Origin of the sequence: Pelagibacterium sediminicola (assembly GCF_003390885.1) — a bacterium.
GTDB lineage: Bacteria > Pseudomonadota > Alphaproteobacteria > Rhizobiales > Devosiaceae > Pelagibacterium > Pelagibacterium sediminicola.
The window spans coordinates 24548-41862 of record NZ_QMEL01000004.1 but is presented as its reverse complement, the minus strand read 5'-3'; the positions used below and the strand labels follow the sequence as shown (position 1 = coordinate 41862).

Annotated in this window: 15 protein-coding genes; 5 read left to right on the top strand and 10 right to left on the bottom strand. The window is 62.9% G+C overall.

What is annotated here, in order from left to right:
• The first annotated feature begins 326 nt into the window (after positions 1 to 326).
• Positions 327 to 2987 (top strand): alanine--tRNA ligase, encoded by a 2661-nt coding sequence (gene alaS, locus DQG18_RS08555; RefSeq protein ID WP_116653847.1) that lies wholly within the window; start codon positions 327 to 329, stop codon positions 2985 to 2987.
• A 44-nt stretch (positions 2988 to 3031) separates the two neighbouring features.
• Here the strand turns inward: alaS and DQG18_RS08550 are convergent, their stop codons facing one another.
• The 4 genes from DQG18_RS08550 to DQG18_RS08535 form a co-directional block, all read right to left on the bottom strand.
• Positions 3032 to 3931, bottom strand: coding sequence for a DMT family transporter (locus DQG18_RS08550; RefSeq protein WP_116653846.1), 900 nt, complete (start codon positions 3929 to 3931; stop codon positions 3032 to 3034).
• A gap of 460 nt (positions 3932 to 4391) precedes the next feature.
• A complete protein-coding gene (locus DQG18_RS08545; protein WP_116653845.1) occupies positions 4392 to 5603 on the bottom strand; it encodes an NADP-dependent isocitrate dehydrogenase in 1212 nt (403 codons plus the stop codon).
• Positions 5604 to 5939: 336 nt separating this feature from the next.
• Positions 5940 to 7058, bottom strand: a complete 1119-nt coding sequence (locus DQG18_RS08540; RefSeq protein ID WP_116653844.1) for a baeRF11 domain-containing protein — start codon at positions 7056 to 7058, stop codon at positions 5940 to 5942.
• 124 nt (positions 7059 to 7182) lie between these two features.
• A complete protein-coding gene (locus DQG18_RS08535; protein WP_157970070.1) occupies positions 7183 to 7725 on the bottom strand; it encodes a GFA family protein in 543 nt (180 codons plus the stop codon).
• Between DQG18_RS08535 and DQG18_RS08530 the strand changes: the two genes are divergently transcribed.
• Both DQG18_RS08530 and rpsD read left to right on the top strand, forming a co-directional pair.
• Entirely contained in the window at positions 7694 to 8488 is a 795-nt protein-coding gene (locus DQG18_RS08530; RefSeq protein ID WP_116654025.1) for an RNA methyltransferase, read from the top strand. The genes DQG18_RS08535 and DQG18_RS08530 overlap by 32 nt on opposite strands.
• 225 nt (positions 8489 to 8713) lie before the next feature.
• Positions 8714 to 9331 (top strand): 30S ribosomal protein S4, encoded by a 618-nt coding sequence (rpsD, locus tag DQG18_RS08525; RefSeq protein WP_116653843.1) that lies wholly within the window; start codon positions 8714 to 8716, stop codon positions 9329 to 9331.
• A gap of 243 nt (positions 9332 to 9574) precedes the next feature.
• Here the strand turns inward: rpsD and DQG18_RS08520 are convergent, their stop codons facing one another.
• Positions 9575 to 10954: a peptide transporter gene (locus DQG18_RS08520; protein ID WP_116653842.1), complete on the bottom strand. Its 1380-nt coding sequence runs from the start codon at positions 10952 to 10954 to the stop codon at positions 9575 to 9577.
• A 607-nt stretch (positions 10955 to 11561) separates the two neighbouring features.
• Here DQG18_RS08520 and ttcA point away from each other — a divergent pair.
• Together ttcA and DQG18_RS08510 are read left to right on the top strand one after the other, a co-directional pair.
• On the top strand, positions 11562 to 12422 hold the full coding sequence (gene ttcA / locus DQG18_RS08515; protein ID WP_116654024.1) for a tRNA 2-thiocytidine(32) synthetase TtcA: 861 nt from the start codon (positions 11562 to 11564) through the stop codon (positions 12420 to 12422).
• Positions 12419 to 13231: an inositol monophosphatase family protein gene (locus DQG18_RS08510; RefSeq protein WP_116653841.1), complete on the top strand. Its 813-nt coding sequence runs from the start codon at positions 12419 to 12421 to the stop codon at positions 13229 to 13231. The genes ttcA and DQG18_RS08510 overlap by 4 nt, the downstream gene beginning before the upstream one ends.
• Here DQG18_RS08510 and DQG18_RS08505 read toward each other — a convergent pair.
• From DQG18_RS08505 to DQG18_RS08485, 5 genes are all read right to left on the bottom strand, one after another.
• Positions 13228 to 14475 carry a multidrug effflux MFS transporter gene (locus tag DQG18_RS08505; protein ID WP_116653840.1) on the bottom strand — a complete coding sequence of 416 codons (1248 nt, stop codon included), beginning with the start codon at positions 14473 to 14475 and terminating at the stop codon, positions 13228 to 13230. The genes DQG18_RS08510 and DQG18_RS08505 overlap by 4 nt on opposite strands.
• An 89-nt stretch (positions 14476 to 14564) precedes the next feature.
• The gene (locus tag DQG18_RS08500; protein ID WP_116653839.1) at positions 14565 to 15785 is read right to left on the bottom strand and encodes an MFS transporter; all 1221 of its coding nucleotides are present in this window, start codon (positions 15783 to 15785) and stop codon (positions 14565 to 14567) included.
• A 332-nt stretch (positions 15786 to 16117) separates the two neighbouring features.
• Complete coding sequence (grxD, locus tag DQG18_RS08495) at positions 16118 to 16453, bottom strand: Grx4 family monothiol glutaredoxin (protein WP_116653838.1); 336 nt, start codon at positions 16451 to 16453, stop codon at positions 16118 to 16120.
• 110 nt (positions 16454 to 16563) lie between these two features.
• Positions 16564 to 16869 (bottom strand): DUF6665 family protein, encoded by a 306-nt coding sequence (locus DQG18_RS08490; protein ID WP_116653837.1) that lies wholly within the window; start codon positions 16867 to 16869, stop codon positions 16564 to 16566.
• Between the two features lie 197 nt (positions 16870 to 17066).
• Positions 17067 to 17300 (bottom strand): BolA family protein, encoded by a 234-nt coding sequence (locus DQG18_RS08485; protein ID WP_116654023.1) that lies wholly within the window; start codon positions 17298 to 17300, stop codon positions 17067 to 17069.
• Positions 17301 to 17315 lie beyond the last annotated feature (15 nt).

Below are 17315 nucleotides of genomic sequence, written 5' to 3'. Positions count from 1 at the left end.
CCGGGCAACCGGCGCCTTTCTTGTTTATGGCGAAGGCGAATTCTTCTCCACTTTCGCCATCCCGCTTCCTTCGCTATCCCGGTCCTCGCTTTCGCAAGGATAAACTCCAGCCGGGATCCATTGCGGCAATCGTCGGTATTTCAGTTGGTGGAGACATGGACTCCGGCTTTCGCCGGAGAAGCGAAAGGTGGGGAAAGCCGGCATTGCGCTGGCCGGTTCGCCGCGATAGAAGGCTTGGCGAGAAAAATCAGGGTATTGCGACCCTGAGAACGACAAAATTCAAGCGGCGCGAAAACGGGTCGCGGACAGGGCTTTCCGGGCGAGATATGAGCAGCGTAAACGACATTCGATCCACCTTCCTCGATTACTTCGCCCGCAACGGCCACGAGGCGGTGGCATCGAGCCCGCTGGTGCCCCGGAATGACCCCACCCTGATGTTCACTAACGCGGGTATGGTACAGTTCAAGAACGTCTTTACCGGGCTCGAAAAGCGCCCTTATGTGCGCGCCACGACTTCGCAAAAGTGCGTGCGTGCCGGGGGCAAGCACAACGATCTCGATAATGTCGGCTATACGGCGCGGCACCTTACCTTCTTCGAGATGCTGGGCAATTTCTCGTTCGGCGACTACTTCAAGGAACAGGCGATCGAACTGGCCTGGAACCTCGTGACGAAGGAGTTCGGGCTTGGCTCGGAAAAGCTGCTGGTGACGGTCTATCACACCGATGACGAGGCGGCCGAGCACTGGAAAAAGATCGCCGGGCTTTCCGATGACCGGATCATCCGCATCGCGACCGCGGACAATTTCTGGTCGATGGGCGATACCGGTCCGTGCGGTCCGTGCTCGGAAATCTTCATCGACCGGGGCGAGCATATCTGGGGCGGCCCTCCGGGCACGCCGGAAGAGGACGGCGACCGGTTTCTCGAATTCTGGAACCTCGTTTTCATGCAGTACGAGCAGCAGGCGGACGGATCGCGCACCGACCTGCCGCGTCCATCGATCGATACCGGCATGGGGCTCGAACGCATGGCGTCGATCCTGCAAGGGGTCGACAGCGTTTTCGAGACCGATCTGTTCCGGCACCTGATCGATGCGGCGGCATCGGCGGTGGGCAAAAGTCCGACGCCCGAAACCGTCGCCTCCTATCGCGTTATCGCCGATCACCTGCGCTCGATGGTGTTTCTGATCGCCGAGGGCGTCCTGCCCTCCAATGAGGGGCGTGGCTATGTGCTGCGCCGCATCATGCGGCGCGCCATGCGCCACGCAACCCTGCTCGGCACCACCCAGCCGGCCATCTTCAAGCTGGTCCCGGCGCTGGTGCGCGAGATGGGGCAGGCCTATCCCGAACTGCCGCGCGGCGAGGCGATGATCGCCGAGACCGTCAAGCTCGAGGAAGAACGCTTCCTCAAGACCCTCAGCCGGGGGCTTCAGATTCTCGATGAGGAAAGCGTGGGACTGTCTACTGGCGATACGCTGGCCGGGGATACCGCGTTCCGGCTTTACGACACCTATGGTTTCCCGCTCGATCTGACGCAGGATGCGTTGCGGGCGCGCGGAATCGGGGTCGATCAGGCCGGGTTCGATGCCGCCATGGCAAGGCAGAAGGCCGAGGCCCGCAAGAGCTGGTCGGGCTCGGGCGATGCGGCAACGGGTGCGGTATGGTTTTCGGTCGCCGAGCGCGCCGGGCCGACCGAGTTCCTGGGTTATGAGACCGAGGAAAGCGATGGCGCTGTCGTGGCTCTGATCAGGGATGGCGCGGAAGTCGAAGCGCTCGATGCCGGCGATGAAGGCTTCGTCGTACTCAACCAGACGCCGTTTTACGCCGAAAGCGGCGGGCAGGTGGGCGATACGGGCGCGATGACCGGGGAAGGTGCCGAGCTTGAAGTGCTCGACACCACCAAACAAGCCGGCGGCGTTTTTGCCCATCGCGTGCGGGTCGTCTCGGGAACCGTTGCGCAGGGCGCGGCGCTGACGCTCAAGGTCGATCACGCGCGCCGCACGGCCATCCGCGCCAATCACTCAGCCACGCACCTGTTGCACGAGGCGTTGCGCGAAGTGCTGGGCACTCATGTCGCACAGAAGGGATCGCTGGTTTCTCCTGACCGGCTGCGCTTCGACTTTTCGCACACCAAGCCAATCTCGGCGAGTGAGCTGGCCGAGATCGAGCGGCTGGCCAACGCCATCGTGCTCCAGAACGCGCCGGTTGAAACGCGCCTGATGGCGGTCGACGACGCGCGGGCGGCGGGGGCCATGGCACTGTTCGGCGAGAAATATGGTGATGAGGTGCGCGTGGTTTCCATGGGCACCGCCATCGAAGGCGAAAAGACGGGCAATGTCTATTCGATGGAGCTGTGCGGGGGCACGCATGTGCGCCGCACGGGCGAGATCGGGCTGGTGACCGTGGTGCAGGAAAGCTCGGTCGCTTCCGGCGTGCGGCGCGTCGAGGCGCTGACGGCGGACGGGGCGCGGGCCTGGCTCAACGAGCAGGGCGAACAGCTCCGCGCGGTTGCTGCCGCGCTCAAGGTTACCCCGCGCGACGCGGTTTCCCGCGTGGAGGCGCTGGTCGAGGAACGGCGCCAGCTCGAAAAGCAGCTCGCCGATGCGCGCCAGAAACTGGCCATGGGAGGCGGCTCGGGCGGCGAGGGCGCCGAATCCGAAACGGTCAACGGTGTTGCCTTTATGGGGCGCGTTGTGGAAGGCCTGCAGCCCAAGGATCTGCGCGGGCTGGTCGATCAGGGCAAAAAGCAGATCGGCTCGGGCGTCGTCGTCATCATCGGCACCACCGAGGATGGAAAGGCGGGCATCTCCGTGGGGGTCAGCGACGACCTTACCGGGAAACTGAGCGCGGTCGATCTGGTCCGCGTCGGCTCGTCCGCGCTTGGCGGGCAGGGCGGGGGCGGGCGTCCCGACATGGCGCAGGCGGGCGGGCCGGACGGCTCGAAAGCCGCCGAAGCGATTTCCGCGATCAAGGCGGCGCTGGCCGGATAGTTCGCGCCGGTGGCCATCGCCGGGACTGGGGATGCCTCGACCCGCTACTCCACCGGCGGCCTTTGCCGCCCGAAGCGGGCGAGGCGGGCGCCCAGGATGGTGCGGGCGGCTTCGACGCCCGGCGTGCCGATTCCGGCAAGGACGACGATGATCAGGCCGATGACGGCAACGGTGTCTGGATACTCGTTGTAAAAAAGGCCGCCGAGCAGGATGGCCCAGAAAATCTGGCTGTACTGGGTGGGCGCGATCTGGTTGGCAGCGGCGCGGCGGGTCGCGGCGATCATCACGAGTTGGCCGGTGCCGCCGAAAATCCCGATCAGCAGGAAAACGCCGAACTGATGGAGCGTGGGCATCTGGAAGGTGGGGATCATGGCGATGCCGTTAAAGATCATCGCATAGAGCAGCAGTACGCCGAGCAGGGAAACGCGGCGCTCATTGGTGGAAATCTTTTTGAGGATGATCGCGCTGAACGAGGCGGCGATCGCCGCGCCCATGGCAGCGAAATGGCCGGCTTCGAGCGCGCGGAATCCGGGCCGAACGACCAGCATCACCCCGGCAAACCCGATGGCCAGAACCACCCAGCGCAGCGGTGTCATGGTTTCGCGCAGCACCGCGACCGACAGGATGGTGACGAGAATAGGCGTGAGAAAGATCAGCGCGTAGGTTTCGGCCAGCGGAATGGTGGTGAAGGCGATGGTGACCAGGACCATCGAGCAGATGCCGAGCAGGCCCCTGATCTGTGTGAGCACCGGATGGCGCAGCCGCCATGCCTCCCGCCAGCGCTCTCCACGCGGCTTCACCACCAGTGCGGGCACGAATGAAAACAGCGTAACGAAAAACGCGATCTCGAAAACCGACAGGGAGTCGCCGAAACTCTTGATGAGAGCATCGCCAAAGGCAAAGCTGCCATAAGAAACAAAGCCGAGAAGAACGCCAATGGGCACGGGGAGTTACCGGGTTGGAGGACGACCGCCGGCGCGAATGCGACCTGAATCCCTATAGGCTGGATCGGTTCGGGCGTCGAGCCCCCCATAAAGCAGGTCAGACCCTGACGGGATCGTCGAGGCTCTTGCTATTGGAGCGGGGTCGGTCTGCGCCCGGGCAGGAATCGCGGGGTGACAAGCAGGAATGAGACGGGTATCGGCCAAAGCGGCCAATGTCATGCCGGGTCTCGTTTCCGAAATCCAGCCTGATCCAACCCCAAATGTCCTGGCAGGCTGTTTCCATCAAAACCGGTTCTGCGGCGTCTTGACGGCAGGCCCGAGTTGCTCGGTCCCCCGTGCCCGGGGGCGTCATTCAGATTGCCGCGCGGAAACAAAAGCGGGGCGATACACCCCGCTTGAGGATTTTCATATGGATCCGGTCATTGCCCGGTGTGTTGGGCAATGACCGAAGGGGAATGTGTCAGCTCATCGCCTTCTGGAGATTGGCGTCGATGGCATCGAGGAAGCCGATGGTGGACAGCCAGGGCTGATCGGGGCCCACGAGCAGCGCGAGGTCCTTGGTCATCTGGCCGCCCTCGATGGTGTCGACCACGACTTTTTCGAGCGTCGCGGCGAACCGCGCCAGTTCGGCGTTGTCGTCGAGCTTGGCGCGGTGGGCGAGGCCACGGGTCCAGGCAAAGATCGAGGCGGTCGAATTGGTCGAGGTTTCCTTGCCCTGCTGGTGCTGGCGGTAGTGGCGGGTCACCGTGCCGTGGGCGGCCTCGGCCTCGACGGTCTTTCCATCGGGAGTCATCAGCACCGAGGTCATCAGGCCCAGCGAGCCGTAGCCCTGCGCGACCGTGTCGGACTGCACGTCGCCGTCATAGTTCTTGCAGGCCCAGACATAGCCGCCCGACCATTTGAGGCTCGCGGCCACCATGTCGTCGATCAGGCGATGCTCGTACCAGATTTTGTTTTCCTTGAACTTTTCCTCGAACTCGGCCTCGTAGATTTCCTGGAAGATGTCCTTGAAGCGCCCGTCATAGGCCTTGAGGATGGTGTTCTTGGTCGAAAGGTAGACCGGGTAGTTGCGCATCAGCCCGTAGTTGAGCGAGGCGCGGGCAAAGTCACGAATGGAATCGTCGAGGTTGTACATCGCCATGGCGATGCCTGAGCCGGGCGCGTCGAACACTTCGTGCTCGATCACTTCGCCGTCCTCGCCCACGAACTTGATGGTCAACTTGCCCTTGCCGGGGAACTTGAAGTCGGTGGCGCGGTACTGGTCGCCGAAAGCATGGCGTCCGACGACTATGGGCTGGGTCCAGCCCGGCACGAGGCGCGGCACGTTGCGGCAGATGATCGGTTCGCGAAAGATGACGCCGCCCAGAATGTTGCGGATGGTGCCGTTGGGCGACTTCCACATCTTCTTGAGCCCGAATTCCTCGACGCGCGCCTCGTCGGGGGTGATGGTGGCACATTTGACGCCCGCGCCGTGCTTCTTGATCGCGTGGGCGGCGTCGACGGTCACCTGGTCGTCGGTGGCGTCGCGGTGCTCGACCGAAAGGTCGTAATATTCAAGATCGATGTCGAGATAGGGATGGATCAGCTTGTCCTTGATGGCCTGCCAGATGATGCGGGTCATCTCGTCGCCGTCGATGTCGACAAGCGGGTTTGCGACTTTGATCTTGCTCATTAATAACTCCGCGCTGTTTTTTCTCATGGGGAACAGCCCGGACTCCGGGCTTTGAAATCCGCGCCCCTATACCATTGACTGGCCAAAGCGCAAAGCGCCGACCGAGAACGGGGCATTGCCCGGTGGCGAAGGGCGGGGCCTTTGTTTGGTAGCAGCATCGCTGCACCCCTCACCCCCAACCCCTCTCCCGCAAGGGGAGAGGGGGGCTCAAAAGCTGCAACATCCGCCGGGTTTTCCCTTCTCCCCTTGAGGGAGAAGGTGGGCTTTCGCGTTAGCGAAAGGTCGGATGAGGGGTACTGCGGTGCCTGCTGGCACACACTGCCGCCCCGATTGGCCTTAAAGCGGATACCGAAGCGTTGCCGCGAGGGCCTGGCCGCCGGGAACCTCGCCGCGCCGTACGGCGAGTACCCGTGCGCCGCTGGCCAGCGCCCGGCCTATGATCTCGTCGACGATACCGTAGGTTTCCGGCCCCTCTTCTCCGAAGGTCACCGCTCCCGTCTCATCGTCGATGGTGCCGTGCACCACGTCGTCCATATCCACGAGCAGGGTTTCGATGCCACCGAATGTCGCCAGCCGGGCCGCATCCGAAATATCGGTGGTGGTGCGACGGTCGCTTTCGCGCCTGGCGAACAGAGCCTTGATCTCCTCGATCTGGCGCGTGTAGGCGGCATCGAGGACGGGGCGCGCGGCTGCCGCGATTTCGGCCTCACTCGAACGGTCATTGGTTGCCGCGACGGTCTCGGGCAACAGGTTGGGGTAGCTGCAGACCGAACGGAAGATGGCGGCGACCGGCTCATTGGCCGCCAGGATCAACGGAACGTCCCGTCCCGCCAGAACCGGGCGCAAGGCGGCGTCGACCTGCCGGGCGTATTGGGCCAGGCGGACCTTCTGGCCTTCGGACCCCATGACACGGCGCATCGAGGTGCGGTTGTTGAGCGAGGAGACTTTTACAGCGCTTGCGGCGTCCTTGGGGAGATCGGGAACATTGATGTGCTGCGGCGGAAGGTCGGGGAACATCTCGATCAGCCGCACGTCATTTTCGGAGATGGCGAGTACGAACGCATCGTGCGGAAACGTAATGGCGCGCAGCAGGGGCTTTAGAAAGAAGCGGTCTGCGACCTCGATTGCGAGTTGGAGCCGATTGGCGAGCCGGAAGGTGCGGATGGTGTCGGGGGTGGCCAGAATGGCGAGGGAGTGGGCCTGGAAGCGCCAGAATTCATCGTCGTCCAGAAGATCGTCGAGTTGTTCGGACAAGGCCGCGAGGCGCCGCTTGTCGAAACCCGAGGCTTCGAGCTGATTCAGCGCTGCCTTGATCTGGTTGCCCAACTCGATGATCGCGGCGTCCATGTCCTGGGTGACGGGGGTGGTGGGCAGATAGATCGAAACGCAGGCATCGGCGCGCACAGCATTGAGGGCGGTGAAATCCTTCAAGGTGGGCGTGTCAACGTAAAGCATGGAAATTCCTTCATTTTTGAGTGATCAAGGATGAGGTAGGCCCGGATATGCCGGTTGCAACCCGCCATTGGTTTCTTTGTTGCCCTGAGGAGACGGGCTCGCATTGATCCAGATCATCTCCGGCCTATTGCGGGCGATAGTTTTGATATTGCGGGATCCCTTCAGGCAGGGTGTCCCAATGGAGATGGGTGCGTGAGAAGATGGCCTGGGTCGGGGCGAACCAGTTCGGATTGTCGAACAGGCCGACCGGCAGGAGGACAAGGGTAGGGGACCGCGTGGTCGTTGCAAAGACAGGTGTTCCGCAAACGGGACAGAAATGGCGGCAAATCCATGCGCCTGAATCGGCGAGCCGGTCGAAATGCCGGGTCTTGCCCGAAATCTTTACGTCCTCCCTGCGCATGATCGCGATGCCTGAATGGCCCGTGCCGGTGGCCTTGCGGCAGTCGAGGCAGGAGCAGACGAGCATGGAGAGCACGCGGCCCCGTGCCGTGACCGACACGCTCGAACAGGCGCAGTGTTCCATGGTATCGAGTTCGGGTTTGCCCATGGGTGCATGCTGGCATGGTGCGCGCGCAGCGGCAATCTTGATTCCGGCGATAAGGGCGCGTAAGCCGCGCGCAACGAAGGGAATCCCGATGGCCGGAACCGACACCTCAAAAGAATTCATCTTCCGCCCCACGCCCGCGATCATCCTTGTCGAGCCGCAGCTTGGCGAAAATATCGGCGCGGCGGCGCGCGCGATGGCCAATTTCGGGCTGTGGGACTTGCGGCTGGTCAACCCGCGCGATGGCTGGCCTAACGAAAGGGCATTGGCCGCTGCCGCCAAGGCCACCCATGTGATCGAGCGGGTCCAGGTGTTCGATACGCTGGCCGAGGCGGTGACCGACCTTACGCTGGTTCTGGCGACCACGGCACGCAATCGCGAGATGTACAAACCCGTCATCGGACCCGATGTGGCGGCGGAAAGGCTCAGCGCCCATATCGGCGCGGGGGAAAAGGCAGGTATTCTTTTTGGCCGGGAGCGGTGGGGGCTGACCAATGAAGAGGTCGCCATATCCGACGCCATCGTCACGCTCCCTGTCGAGCCGGCCTTCGCCTCGCTCAATATCGCGCAGGCGGTGCTGGTCCTGGCTTATGAATGGCGGCGGGTGGCGCTTGCCGGCATGCCGCTGCCGATAGCGGAAGACCTGGGCGAACCCGCACCGCGCGACCAGTTGATCGGGCTGGTCGAGCAGTTGGGCGAGGCGCTGGACCGCGCCGGATTCTTCAAAACCCCCGACAAGCGCCCCGGCATGATGGACAACATGCACGCAATGTTTGCCAAGGCCGGTTTCAACGCCCAGGAGGTGCGTACGCTTCGGGGCGTGGTGGCAGCACTGGACCGGCGCCATGAGCGGGCCAATCCTGCGCGGACGCAGAAAAAGGACTAACGCGGTTCAAAGGCTTGACTTTCCGGGGGTTGCCCCATAAAACCCGCGCATTCCCGCAGCGGGTTTCTCGCGCGGGACAAGCACCCGAGACCGTCGGTTTGCCGTTATCGGTTCGGCCAAATGGTTGAACCCGTTGACGTTTTTTCGCACGGTCTGTCGGCATTCCCCCACGGGAAATGCAGAGGAGGGCGCTGTCTTTATCTTTGGTTTTGAAAAGGACAAGCGATGTCAAAGCGTCATTCGCAAAAGCACAAGATCGACCGCCGTCTCGGCGAAAATATCTGGGGCCGCCCGAAGTCCCCGCTCAACGCCCGCGCCTATGGCCCCGGCCAGCACGGCCAGCGCCGCAAGGGCAAGCTTTCGGACTATGGCACCCAGCTCCGCGCCAAGCAGAAGCTCAAGGGTTATTACGGTTCGATCACCGAGAAGGCCTTCCGCCGCGTTTACGCCGAAGCGGCCCGCCGCCGTGGCGACACCGGTGAGAACCTCATCGGTATTCTGGAAAGCCGTCTCGATGCGATCGTTTATCGCGCCAAGTTCGTGCCGACCGTGTTCGCCGCCCGCCAGTTCGTCAACCACGGCCACGTGCAGGTCAATGGCCAGCGCGTCAACATCCCGTCTTACAACGTGAAGCCGGGCGACGTGATCTCGATCCGGGAGCGCTCCAAGCAGCTCACCATCGTGCTCGAAGCCGTGCAGCTCGCCGAGCGCGACGTGCCGGACTACCTCGATGTGGACCATTCCAAGATGACCGCAACCTACGTCCGCATCCCGGCGCTTTCGGACGTGCCCTATCCGGTGCAGATGGAGCCGAACCTCGTCGTCGAATTCTATTCGCGCTGATCGGTTCAAAAAGAGAATTCTGGAAAAGGTCGCCTTTCGGGGCGGCCTTTTTGTTTTTGGGTGGGAGCTGGGGTGCTTCGGTGTTTGAGGAGGCACCGCTGGCTCCCTCATCCGCCCCTTCGGGGCACCTTCTCCCACAAGGGGAGAAGGGGGAGCCGTGGGGTTGCCACACGAGCCCCCCTCTCCCCTTGTGGGAGAGGGGCTGGGGGTGAGGGGGCCAGCGGTGCCAACGGCAAACTGTGCCTAATGCAGATACGCCCCGATCAAATCCTCGTCGGGCTCCTGATCCTGCGGGATGTAGCTCTCGAATTTCTTGAGGCGGCGGTGGACGGACAGCAGTTCGATGACCGTCGTCCAGGCGCGGGCGAGGAACTGGAAGGATTCGGCGACCCGTCCGAATGCCAGCGCCACCTGCTGGTAAAGGCCCAGCGTCAGCGCGCCCGCAAGAATGGCCGGGGCGAGGGTGAGGAGGGGGATATACCCCGCCACCTGCAGATAGCCGTATCTGGCGAAGTTGAAATAGGTGTAGTGCCAGTAGATTCGGAAATAGTTGCGCTGGACGTTGGAGAACAGCTCGCGGACCGTGGGCGGCGCGGCGCGGTCGGCGTGATCCTCGCCGTAGACCAGTTCTTTGCGGTAGGCCGCCTCCACCCTCTGGTTCTCGAACTGCAATCCGGGCAGCTTGATGCCGACGCCCCAGAGCAGCACCGTGCCGAAGGCCGCCGAGATCAGCGCGACCCAGACGAGCGATCCGGGCACGTCGCCGATGACGGGCACGCCGGAAATCTGCTGGGAGAACCCCCAGAGCAGGGGCAGGAAGACCGCCAGCGTGATCAGGGAGTCAAAGAACGCGGTTCCCAGATCCTCCATGATCTGGGCAAAGCGCATGGTATCTTCCTGTACGCGCTGGGCGGCGCCTTCCGTCGTGCGGATCACCGGCCAATAGCCCATGTAATAGGCGTTCATCGCCTTGCGCCAGCGGAACACGTAGTGGGCGGTGAAAAACGCCAGGGCGACCAGCACGAGGATGCGCGGAAGCAGCACGATGAACAGCATCGTCATTTCCCCATAGAGCTTTTCCGCCGATACTGAACCGGGCTCGGTCAGGGCCTGCTGGACGGTGTTGAAAAAGACGCCGTTCCAGCTATTGACGAAGGCGTCGACCTGAACGTTGAAGTAGATGACCAGCAGGATGACCGTCGATCCGACGACCGACCACCAGTACCACTGGTTGCGCCTGAAAAAATACCAGAACAGGCAAAAGACCAGCGCGACCATCAGCACGTATTGATAAAGCCATATCCGGTCGCCATCGAGGAAGGTGCCTTCGGGCGTGCAGGGAGCCGCCGGGGTTGCCGCATCCGCCACCGTGCCGTCCGGCGCGGGGGCCGCAAGATCGCTAACCGGGGTTGAGGGCACGGCCTCGGACACATCGCCATTGGTTGCGGCATCGGGCGCCGGTTCGGCGAGCGGTGCGCAGAGCGGGGCCACGAGGAACCGGTCGATGCTGAGGGCGGCCTGCATCGGCGCGCTGAATGCCGTCCAGGCGAGGGTCGCCAGCAGCAGCCACAGCAAAGCGGAGGTGAAAAACAGTCTGGGCTCGGGGAAGAAGGATCGGAACATCGTGCACCACCATGATTGCGACTCGCCCGGTTGCCGGCGCCGCTGCGCGAGTATCTAATTTTCTGGGGCGATTTTAGGCAAGCACCACGGCGCGGTTCTCCCATGCCCAACTGACATTTTAGGTAAATTGGACCGCGTTCCCTAAACCGCGGACAAGGGTTGGGCGATAGGGTGCTTCATGTCCCGGAAGCGCAGCGATGCGGTTCCGGTTCTGTCCCGCGCTCTGCGGGCCTTGTTCTGCGTCACCCGATGGATGGAGTGCCCGGCGAGGGCAGGCTGCTCCATCCAGAGGGGGCACGGATTTCGGCTTGAGGCCGGGGGCTGTCGCATATGCTTCGGCTTACGCCGACTCCCCCCTCCCAACCTCCCCCACAGGGGAGAGGTGCTGACCTTGTGCGTAGAGAGACAACAAGGAAAAGGAAGCACCCTCCCCTTGATGGAGAGGGTTGGGGAGGGGTGAAGCCACAAGCGCAAATCCATATGCGATAGTCCTGCCCTCAAGGGGGAGGGAAGCGATGATCGCTATATCCGAGGCGTGCGCTTTTCTTCATTCCTTATTGGCTGTATCAAGCCAGGCATTCAGAACGCGCTGGAGATATTTGCCGTCATGACCCTCGCCGCGCCTGCCGTTTCCGGCGATGAAAGCGATAGCTGCCATCCGATGTTCCGCGATGCGCCGTCGGGCGTGGAGTTCAACAAGCTGCGCAAGCGGCTCGTGCGGCAGGTGCGCGAGACGCTCGATGCCTATTCCATGGTGCGGTCGGGCGCGCGGTGGCTCGTGGCGCTTTCGGGCGGCAAGGATTCATACGGTCTTCTGGCCGTATTGCTCGATCTCAAATGGCGCGGGCTTCTGCCGGTCGATCTTCTGGCCTGCAATCTCGATCAGGGGCAGCCGGGCTTTCCCAGGCATATCCTGCCGGACTTTCTCGACCGGCACGGGATCGCGCACCGGATCGAATACCGCGACACCTATTCGATCGTCACCGGCAAACTGGCCGAGGGGAGTACCTATTGCTCGCTATGTTCGCGCTTGCGGCGCGGGCATCTTTATCGCATCGCGCGCGAGGAAGGGTGCACGGCGCTGGTGCTGGGCCATCATCGCGAGGACATTCTCGAAACCTTCTTCATGAACCTTTTCCATGGTGGCAAGCTCGCCGCCATGCCGCCCAAACTGCTCAACGACGAGGGCGATGTGGAAGTGTTGCGCCCGCTGGCTCTGTGCGCGGAAGCCGACCTTGCGCGCCTTGCCGAAGCGCTGGCCTTTCCGATCATCCCGTGCGACCTGTGCGGGTCACAGGAGGGGCTTCAGCGCAACGCGATGAAGGCGATGCTCGATGATTTCGAGCGCCGGATGCCGGGGCGCAAGGACGTGATGATCCGCGCGCTGGGCAATATCAATCCCAGCCACATGCTCGACAACAAGCTGTTCGATTTTGCGGCGCTGATGGCGAAAGGCCCTGAATCATGAATATCGATCGTTTGGCGGGCGTCCTCCGCGATGCCGCGCACGCGGAAATCCTCCCCCGGTTTCGCAAGCTCGACGAGGGCATGGTGCGCACCAAAACCAGCGCCATCGATCTCGTGACGGAGGCCGACGAGGCGGCCGAGCGCGCGATAACCGAGGCGATCGCCCGGACCCATCCCCAGCATGTCGTCATCGGCGAGGAGGCGGTGGCGGCCAATCCGCGCCTGCTCGAGCGGCAATTCGATGACGAGGTGGTCCTTTATATCGATCCGGTCGACGGAACGGCCAATTTCGCGGCGGGCTTGCCGCTTTTTGCCGTCATGGGCGCGGTGGTCCAGCGCGGCGAAACGGTGGCGGGCGTCATCTATGATCCGCTGGGTGACGACTGGCTGATGGCCGAGCGCGGATGTGGCGCCTGGCAGGTCTTTCCCGATGGGCGGCGGATCAGGATGCAGTTTGCCGATCCGGTGCCGCTCGATGAAATGGTTGGCGTATCGTCGGTGTTTTTTCTTGCGCGGGAGAAACGGCGCGAGGTGCTGGCCAATCTGTCAAAGGTCCGCATGAATTCGAGCTATCGCTGCGCGGGCCATGAATACCGGATGGCGGCGGCGGGGCACCTGCATTTCCTCATGTACCAAAAGCTTATGCCGTGGGATCACCTGGCCGGTACGCTCATGATGCAGGAAGCGGGCGCCCATGTCGCGCGTCTGGATGGATCGGCCTATATGCCCCGGCATGTCGAGGGCGGATTGCTGGTCGCGCCGGACCGCGAAAGCTGGGAAACGCTCCGGCGCGAGGTGTTTACGGATTAATCGAACGCGCCACCCGGCTCGTAGTCTTCGCCCACCCCGAACAGCTTTCCCCTTTCGGCGACCACCACGCACAGGATCGCCGCCAGCCCGAGGATGAAATAGCCCGCGGCCACCGGGGTCAGCGTGCCATCGAAGAACTGGCCGGTAACGGTCCCGAGGATTGCCCCGCCCACCGTCTGGATGAAACCGAAAACCGAGGAGGCGGTGCCCGCGACGGCACCGAGCGGCTCCATCGAAAGCGCGTTCATGTTCGATGCGGCCCAGCCGAACATGAACATGATGACGGCAAGCAGGGTAAAGAACAGCCACAGCGGTGGCTGCCCGGCGAGGGTGATGAGAAACCACCCTCCGCTGATCGTGGAGAACACCAGAAGGGCCGTGTGGCTGAGCCGCCGCATGCCCAGGCGCCGCACCATGCGGGCGTTGAGATAGGACGAGACGGCCATGAGCCCGGCCATGGCGGCAAAGGCCACCGGGAACAGGGCGCCGAGCCCGTAGATATCGACATAGATCTGCTGGGCGGTGTTGATGAAGCCGAACAGGGCGCCGAAAACGAACATCCCGGCAAGGCCGTAGCTGAACGCCATGCGGTTGGTAAAGACCAGCCGGAACCCTTCGATGACCACCCGGGGCGCCAGTGCGCGCCGGTTCTCGGGTTTGAGCGTTTCCGGCATCCGGGCCATCGACCATGCCGTGACCACCAGGGCCAGAAAGGCCATGAAATAGAAAATGTATTCCCATGGACCGGTTAGAAGGATCACCTGTCCGATGCCGGGCGCGATAATGGGAACGGCCATGAAGACCATGAACACCATGGACATGATCTCGGCCATGGCGCGTCCGCCGAACTTGTCGCGCACCATCGATTGGGCGATGACGCGCGTTCCCGCCGCGCCAATGCCCTGAATGAAGCGCATGAGCAAAAGCAATGCAAAGCTGTGCGAAAACGCAGCGGCGAAGGCCGCAATGACGTAGATCACCAGCCCGACGAGCAGCGGCGCGCGCCGGCCGAACCGGTCCGAGAGCGGCCCGAACGCAAGCTGGGCGCAGCCGAAGCCGAGCATATAGGCGGTGAGCACGTATTGCCGGTCGTTCTCGTGACTGACGCCCAGTGCCTCGCCCATATAGGGCAGGGCGGGCAGCATGACGTCGATCGCGAGCGCGTTGAGGGACATCAGGGCCGCCACAAGGGCAATGAATTCAGGACGGGAAATATCCCGCGCCGGTGTGGCGACAGTCGTCATGGGAAAACTCGCTGGAATGACTGCGGGCGACCCAAAGCCGCCCGCCCCCCGAACTTGACCCTTATGGACAGCTTTGGCAACCCACCAATTTATTGCGCCGGTGCCATGAAGGCGGGAACGCGCTTTTCCTTGATCGGCAGGTGGATGGCCGCAGAGAAAAGGCCAATCAGGATGCCCAGATACCAGACGAGATCGTAAGAGCCCGTGAGATCGAAGGTAAGGCCGCCCAGCCACACGCCGAAGAACGAGCCGATCTGGTGCGAGAGGAAGGCAACGCCATAGAGCATCCCCATGTAGCGGGGCCCGAAAAAGAGGCTCACCAGCCCCGCCGTCAGCGGCACGGTGGCCAGCCACAAAAGACCCAGCGATGCCGCATAGAGATAGGCGGAAATTTCGGTGATCGGAAACAGCAGGAAGGCGGCGGTGCCGATGGCGCGCAGGAAATAGATGCCGGCCAGCAGAATCTGCTTGGGCAGCCGGTCGCCCAGCCAGCCGGCCAGGAGCGAGCCTGCGACGTTGAACAGCCCGATCAGCCCCAGCGCCCACGAGCCCGCTTCAGGCGTCAGCCCGCACTGTATGAGGAAGGCGGGGAAATGGACGGTGATGAAGGCGAGATGGAAACCGCAGACGAAAAAGCCGATGACCAGCAGGCGGTATGAGCCATGGCCGAGCGCCTTTGCCAGCGCCTCCATGAACGGCATGTCCGCTTCTCCCGGCGCGCTCATCGTGCGTCCGCGCAGCATGGCCGAGAGGGGTACGACCAGCATGATGATGCCCGCAAGGATCGCCAGCGCCATCTGCCAGCCGAAATTGGCGATGAAGGCCTGCCCCAGCGGGGCAAAGACGAACTGGCCCATCGAGGACGCGGCGGTGGCGATGCCGAAGACAAAGGAGCGCTTTTCCTGCGGCACGGCGCGGCCAAAGGCGGCCATCACGACGCCGAACGAGGCGGTGCCGATGCCGATGCCCATCAGCACGCCGCCGGTCAGATAGAACATTTCGACGCTCGATGTGGCCGACCACAGGACGAGCCCCGCCGCATAGATCAGCGCGCCGAGCGCCAGCGTGCGTCCCGTGCCGAACCTGTCCGCGAACCCGCCCGCGAAAGGCTGCGCGATGCCCCAGACGAGATTCTGTATGGCCAGCGCCATGGCGAAGTTCTCGCGCGTCCAGCCCAGTTCTTCCGTCATCGGCAACATGAACAGCCCGGCCGTCGAGCGCGTGCCGAAGGTGACCGTGGCAATGAAACAGCCCGCGATAATGATCAGCGGCAGGGGAATGGAGACGGCGGACCGGTTGGGGGCAAGCATGCGGGAGCACTCGTTTATCGTTATCGAACGATATAGCCCGCGGGGTCCGGTGCAAAACGAAAATGTGGAATGGGGGGTATCAGTGCGTGTGATGCGTCTCAGATCTGCGCTTAGGGCTTCACCCCTCCATAACCCTCCCCACCAAGGGGAGGGTGCTTCCTTTTCTTGGGCACTTCCCTACGCACAAAGCCAGCACCTCCCCCCTTGTGGGGGAGGTTGGGAGGGGGGATCCGGCGTAAGCCGAAGCATATGCGGTAGCCCTGCCTCAAGGGGAGGGAGGCGATGGAAGAGATGCGCTCATTGCGAGGCTGAAAAGCTGTAGCGGCAGCGCCTCAAGCGGTCTGCTTGACCGCAATCCCCGCGCCTTCGAGGTGGCTCTGGAGTTCGCCCGCCTGGAACATTTCGCGCACGATATCGCAACCGCCGACGAATTCGCCCTTGACGTAGAGCTGGGGGATGGTCGGCCAGTTGGAATAGGTCTTGATGCCGTCGCGCAGTTCGGGGTTGGAGAGCACGTCGGCGCTGCCGTAGTCGATGCCCAGATAATTGAGGATCTGCACGACCTGACCGGAGAACCCGCACTGGGGGAAATCCGGGGTGCCCTTCATGAACAGCATCACGTCGTTGGACTTGATCTGCTCATCGATGAAAGCGTTGATGTCGCTCATGGGGTCAAACCTTTCGTGTCCGGGAAGGGGGACATAACCATCGGTGCTTCGCGATAGATAGGGGATGAATGCGGCGATGTCGAGGGGCAGGGGGGCGAGAATCCGGCGCCCTAACGCCGCACCATGCCAAGCCCGTTCAGCACATCCTTCGTGATGCCGAATGCGGCGATGACATCCTGATGGCGCCTGAATCCGACAAGTTCGTGCTGGACGAAATAGGCCCAGACCGCCTCGCGGGCCTCGGCGAGGGTTTCGGGCGTGCGTTCCGCCTTGAGCGCATCCATGGTTTTCGCAACCCTTTTTTCCGCCGCGTTGAGCGAGGAAGCGCGTTCGGCCAGAAGCTCATGCTCAAGCACCGCCTGCCCGCCTTCGGGGTTGACGGCCTTTATGAGATCGAGGCTGTCGCGGAGGGTCATGACGGGGGCCTTGTGGTCATTGTTGGCATCGCTGCACCCCTCATCCGACCCGGCTTCGCCGGGCCACCTTCTCCCTCAAGGGGAGAAGGGTAACCCTGCGGATGTCTCGGCTTACGAGCCCCCCTCTCCCCTTGAGGGAGAGGGGTTGGGGGTGAGGGGTGCTGCGGTGCTTGCCAAAAATGCAAAAGCTATCCGCCTTACTCCGGCACGCTCGTCGTCAGTGCCAGGGCGTGGAGTTCTCCGCCCATATTGCCTTTCAGGGCTTCATAGACCATCTGGTGCTGCTGCACGCGGGATTTGCCGCGAAAGGCTTCGGAAATGACCGTGGCGGCGTAGTGGTCGCCATCTCCGGCCAGATCGCGGATGTCAACCTCGGCATCGGGCAGGGCCTTTTTGATCAGGCTCTCGATTTCGGCTGCATCCATAGGCATGTGAGGCTCCATAAC

Excerpts from the sequence above, each read along its gene's own strand:
- alaS (WP_116653847.1), top strand. The coding sequence starts at position 327 with ATGAGCAGCGTAAACGACATTCGATCCACCTTCCTCGATTACTTCGCC.
- DQG18_RS08545 (WP_116653845.1), bottom strand. The coding sequence starts at position 5,603 with ATGAGCAAGATCAAAGTCGCAAACCCGCTTGTCGACATCGACGGCGAC.
- DQG18_RS08540 (WP_116653844.1), bottom strand. The coding sequence starts at position 7,058 with ATGCTTTACGTTGACACGCCCACCTTGAAGGATTTCACCGCCCTCAAT.
- DQG18_RS08530 (WP_116654025.1), top strand. The coding sequence starts at position 7,694 with ATGGCCGGAACCGACACCTCAAAAGAATTCATCTTCCGCCCCACGCCC.
- DQG18_RS08535 (WP_157970070.1), bottom strand. The coding sequence starts at position 7,725 with ATGAATTCTTTTGAGGTGTCGGTTCCGGCCATCGGGATTCCCTTCGTT.
- rpsD (WP_116653843.1), top strand. The coding sequence starts at position 8,714 with ATGTCAAAGCGTCATTCGCAAAAGCACAAGATCGACCGCCGTCTCGGC.
- DQG18_RS08520 (WP_116653842.1), bottom strand. The coding sequence starts at position 10,954 with ATGTTCCGATCCTTCTTCCCCGAGCCCAGACTGTTTTTCACCTCCGCT.
- ttcA (WP_116654024.1), top strand. The coding sequence starts at position 11,562 with ATGACCCTCGCCGCGCCTGCCGTTTCCGGCGATGAAAGCGATAGCTGC.
- DQG18_RS08510 (WP_116653841.1), top strand. The coding sequence starts at position 12,419 with ATGAATATCGATCGTTTGGCGGGCGTCCTCCGCGATGCCGCGCACGCG.
- DQG18_RS08505 (WP_116653840.1), bottom strand. The coding sequence starts at position 14,475 with ATGACGACTGTCGCCACACCGGCGCGGGATATTTCCCGTCCTGAATTC.
- DQG18_RS08500 (WP_116653839.1), bottom strand. The coding sequence starts at position 15,785 with ATGCTTGCCCCCAACCGGTCCGCCGTCTCCATTCCCCTGCCGCTGATC.
- grxD (WP_116653838.1), bottom strand. The coding sequence starts at position 16,453 with ATGAGCGACATCAACGCTTTCATCGATGAGCAGATCAAGTCCAACGAC.
- DQG18_RS08490 (WP_116653837.1), bottom strand. The coding sequence starts at position 16,869 with ATGACCCTCCGCGACAGCCTCGATCTCATAAAGGCCGTCAACCCCGAA.
- DQG18_RS08485 (WP_116654023.1), bottom strand. The coding sequence starts at position 17,300 with ATGCCTATGGATGCAGCCGAAATCGAGAGCCTGATCAAAAAGGCCCTG.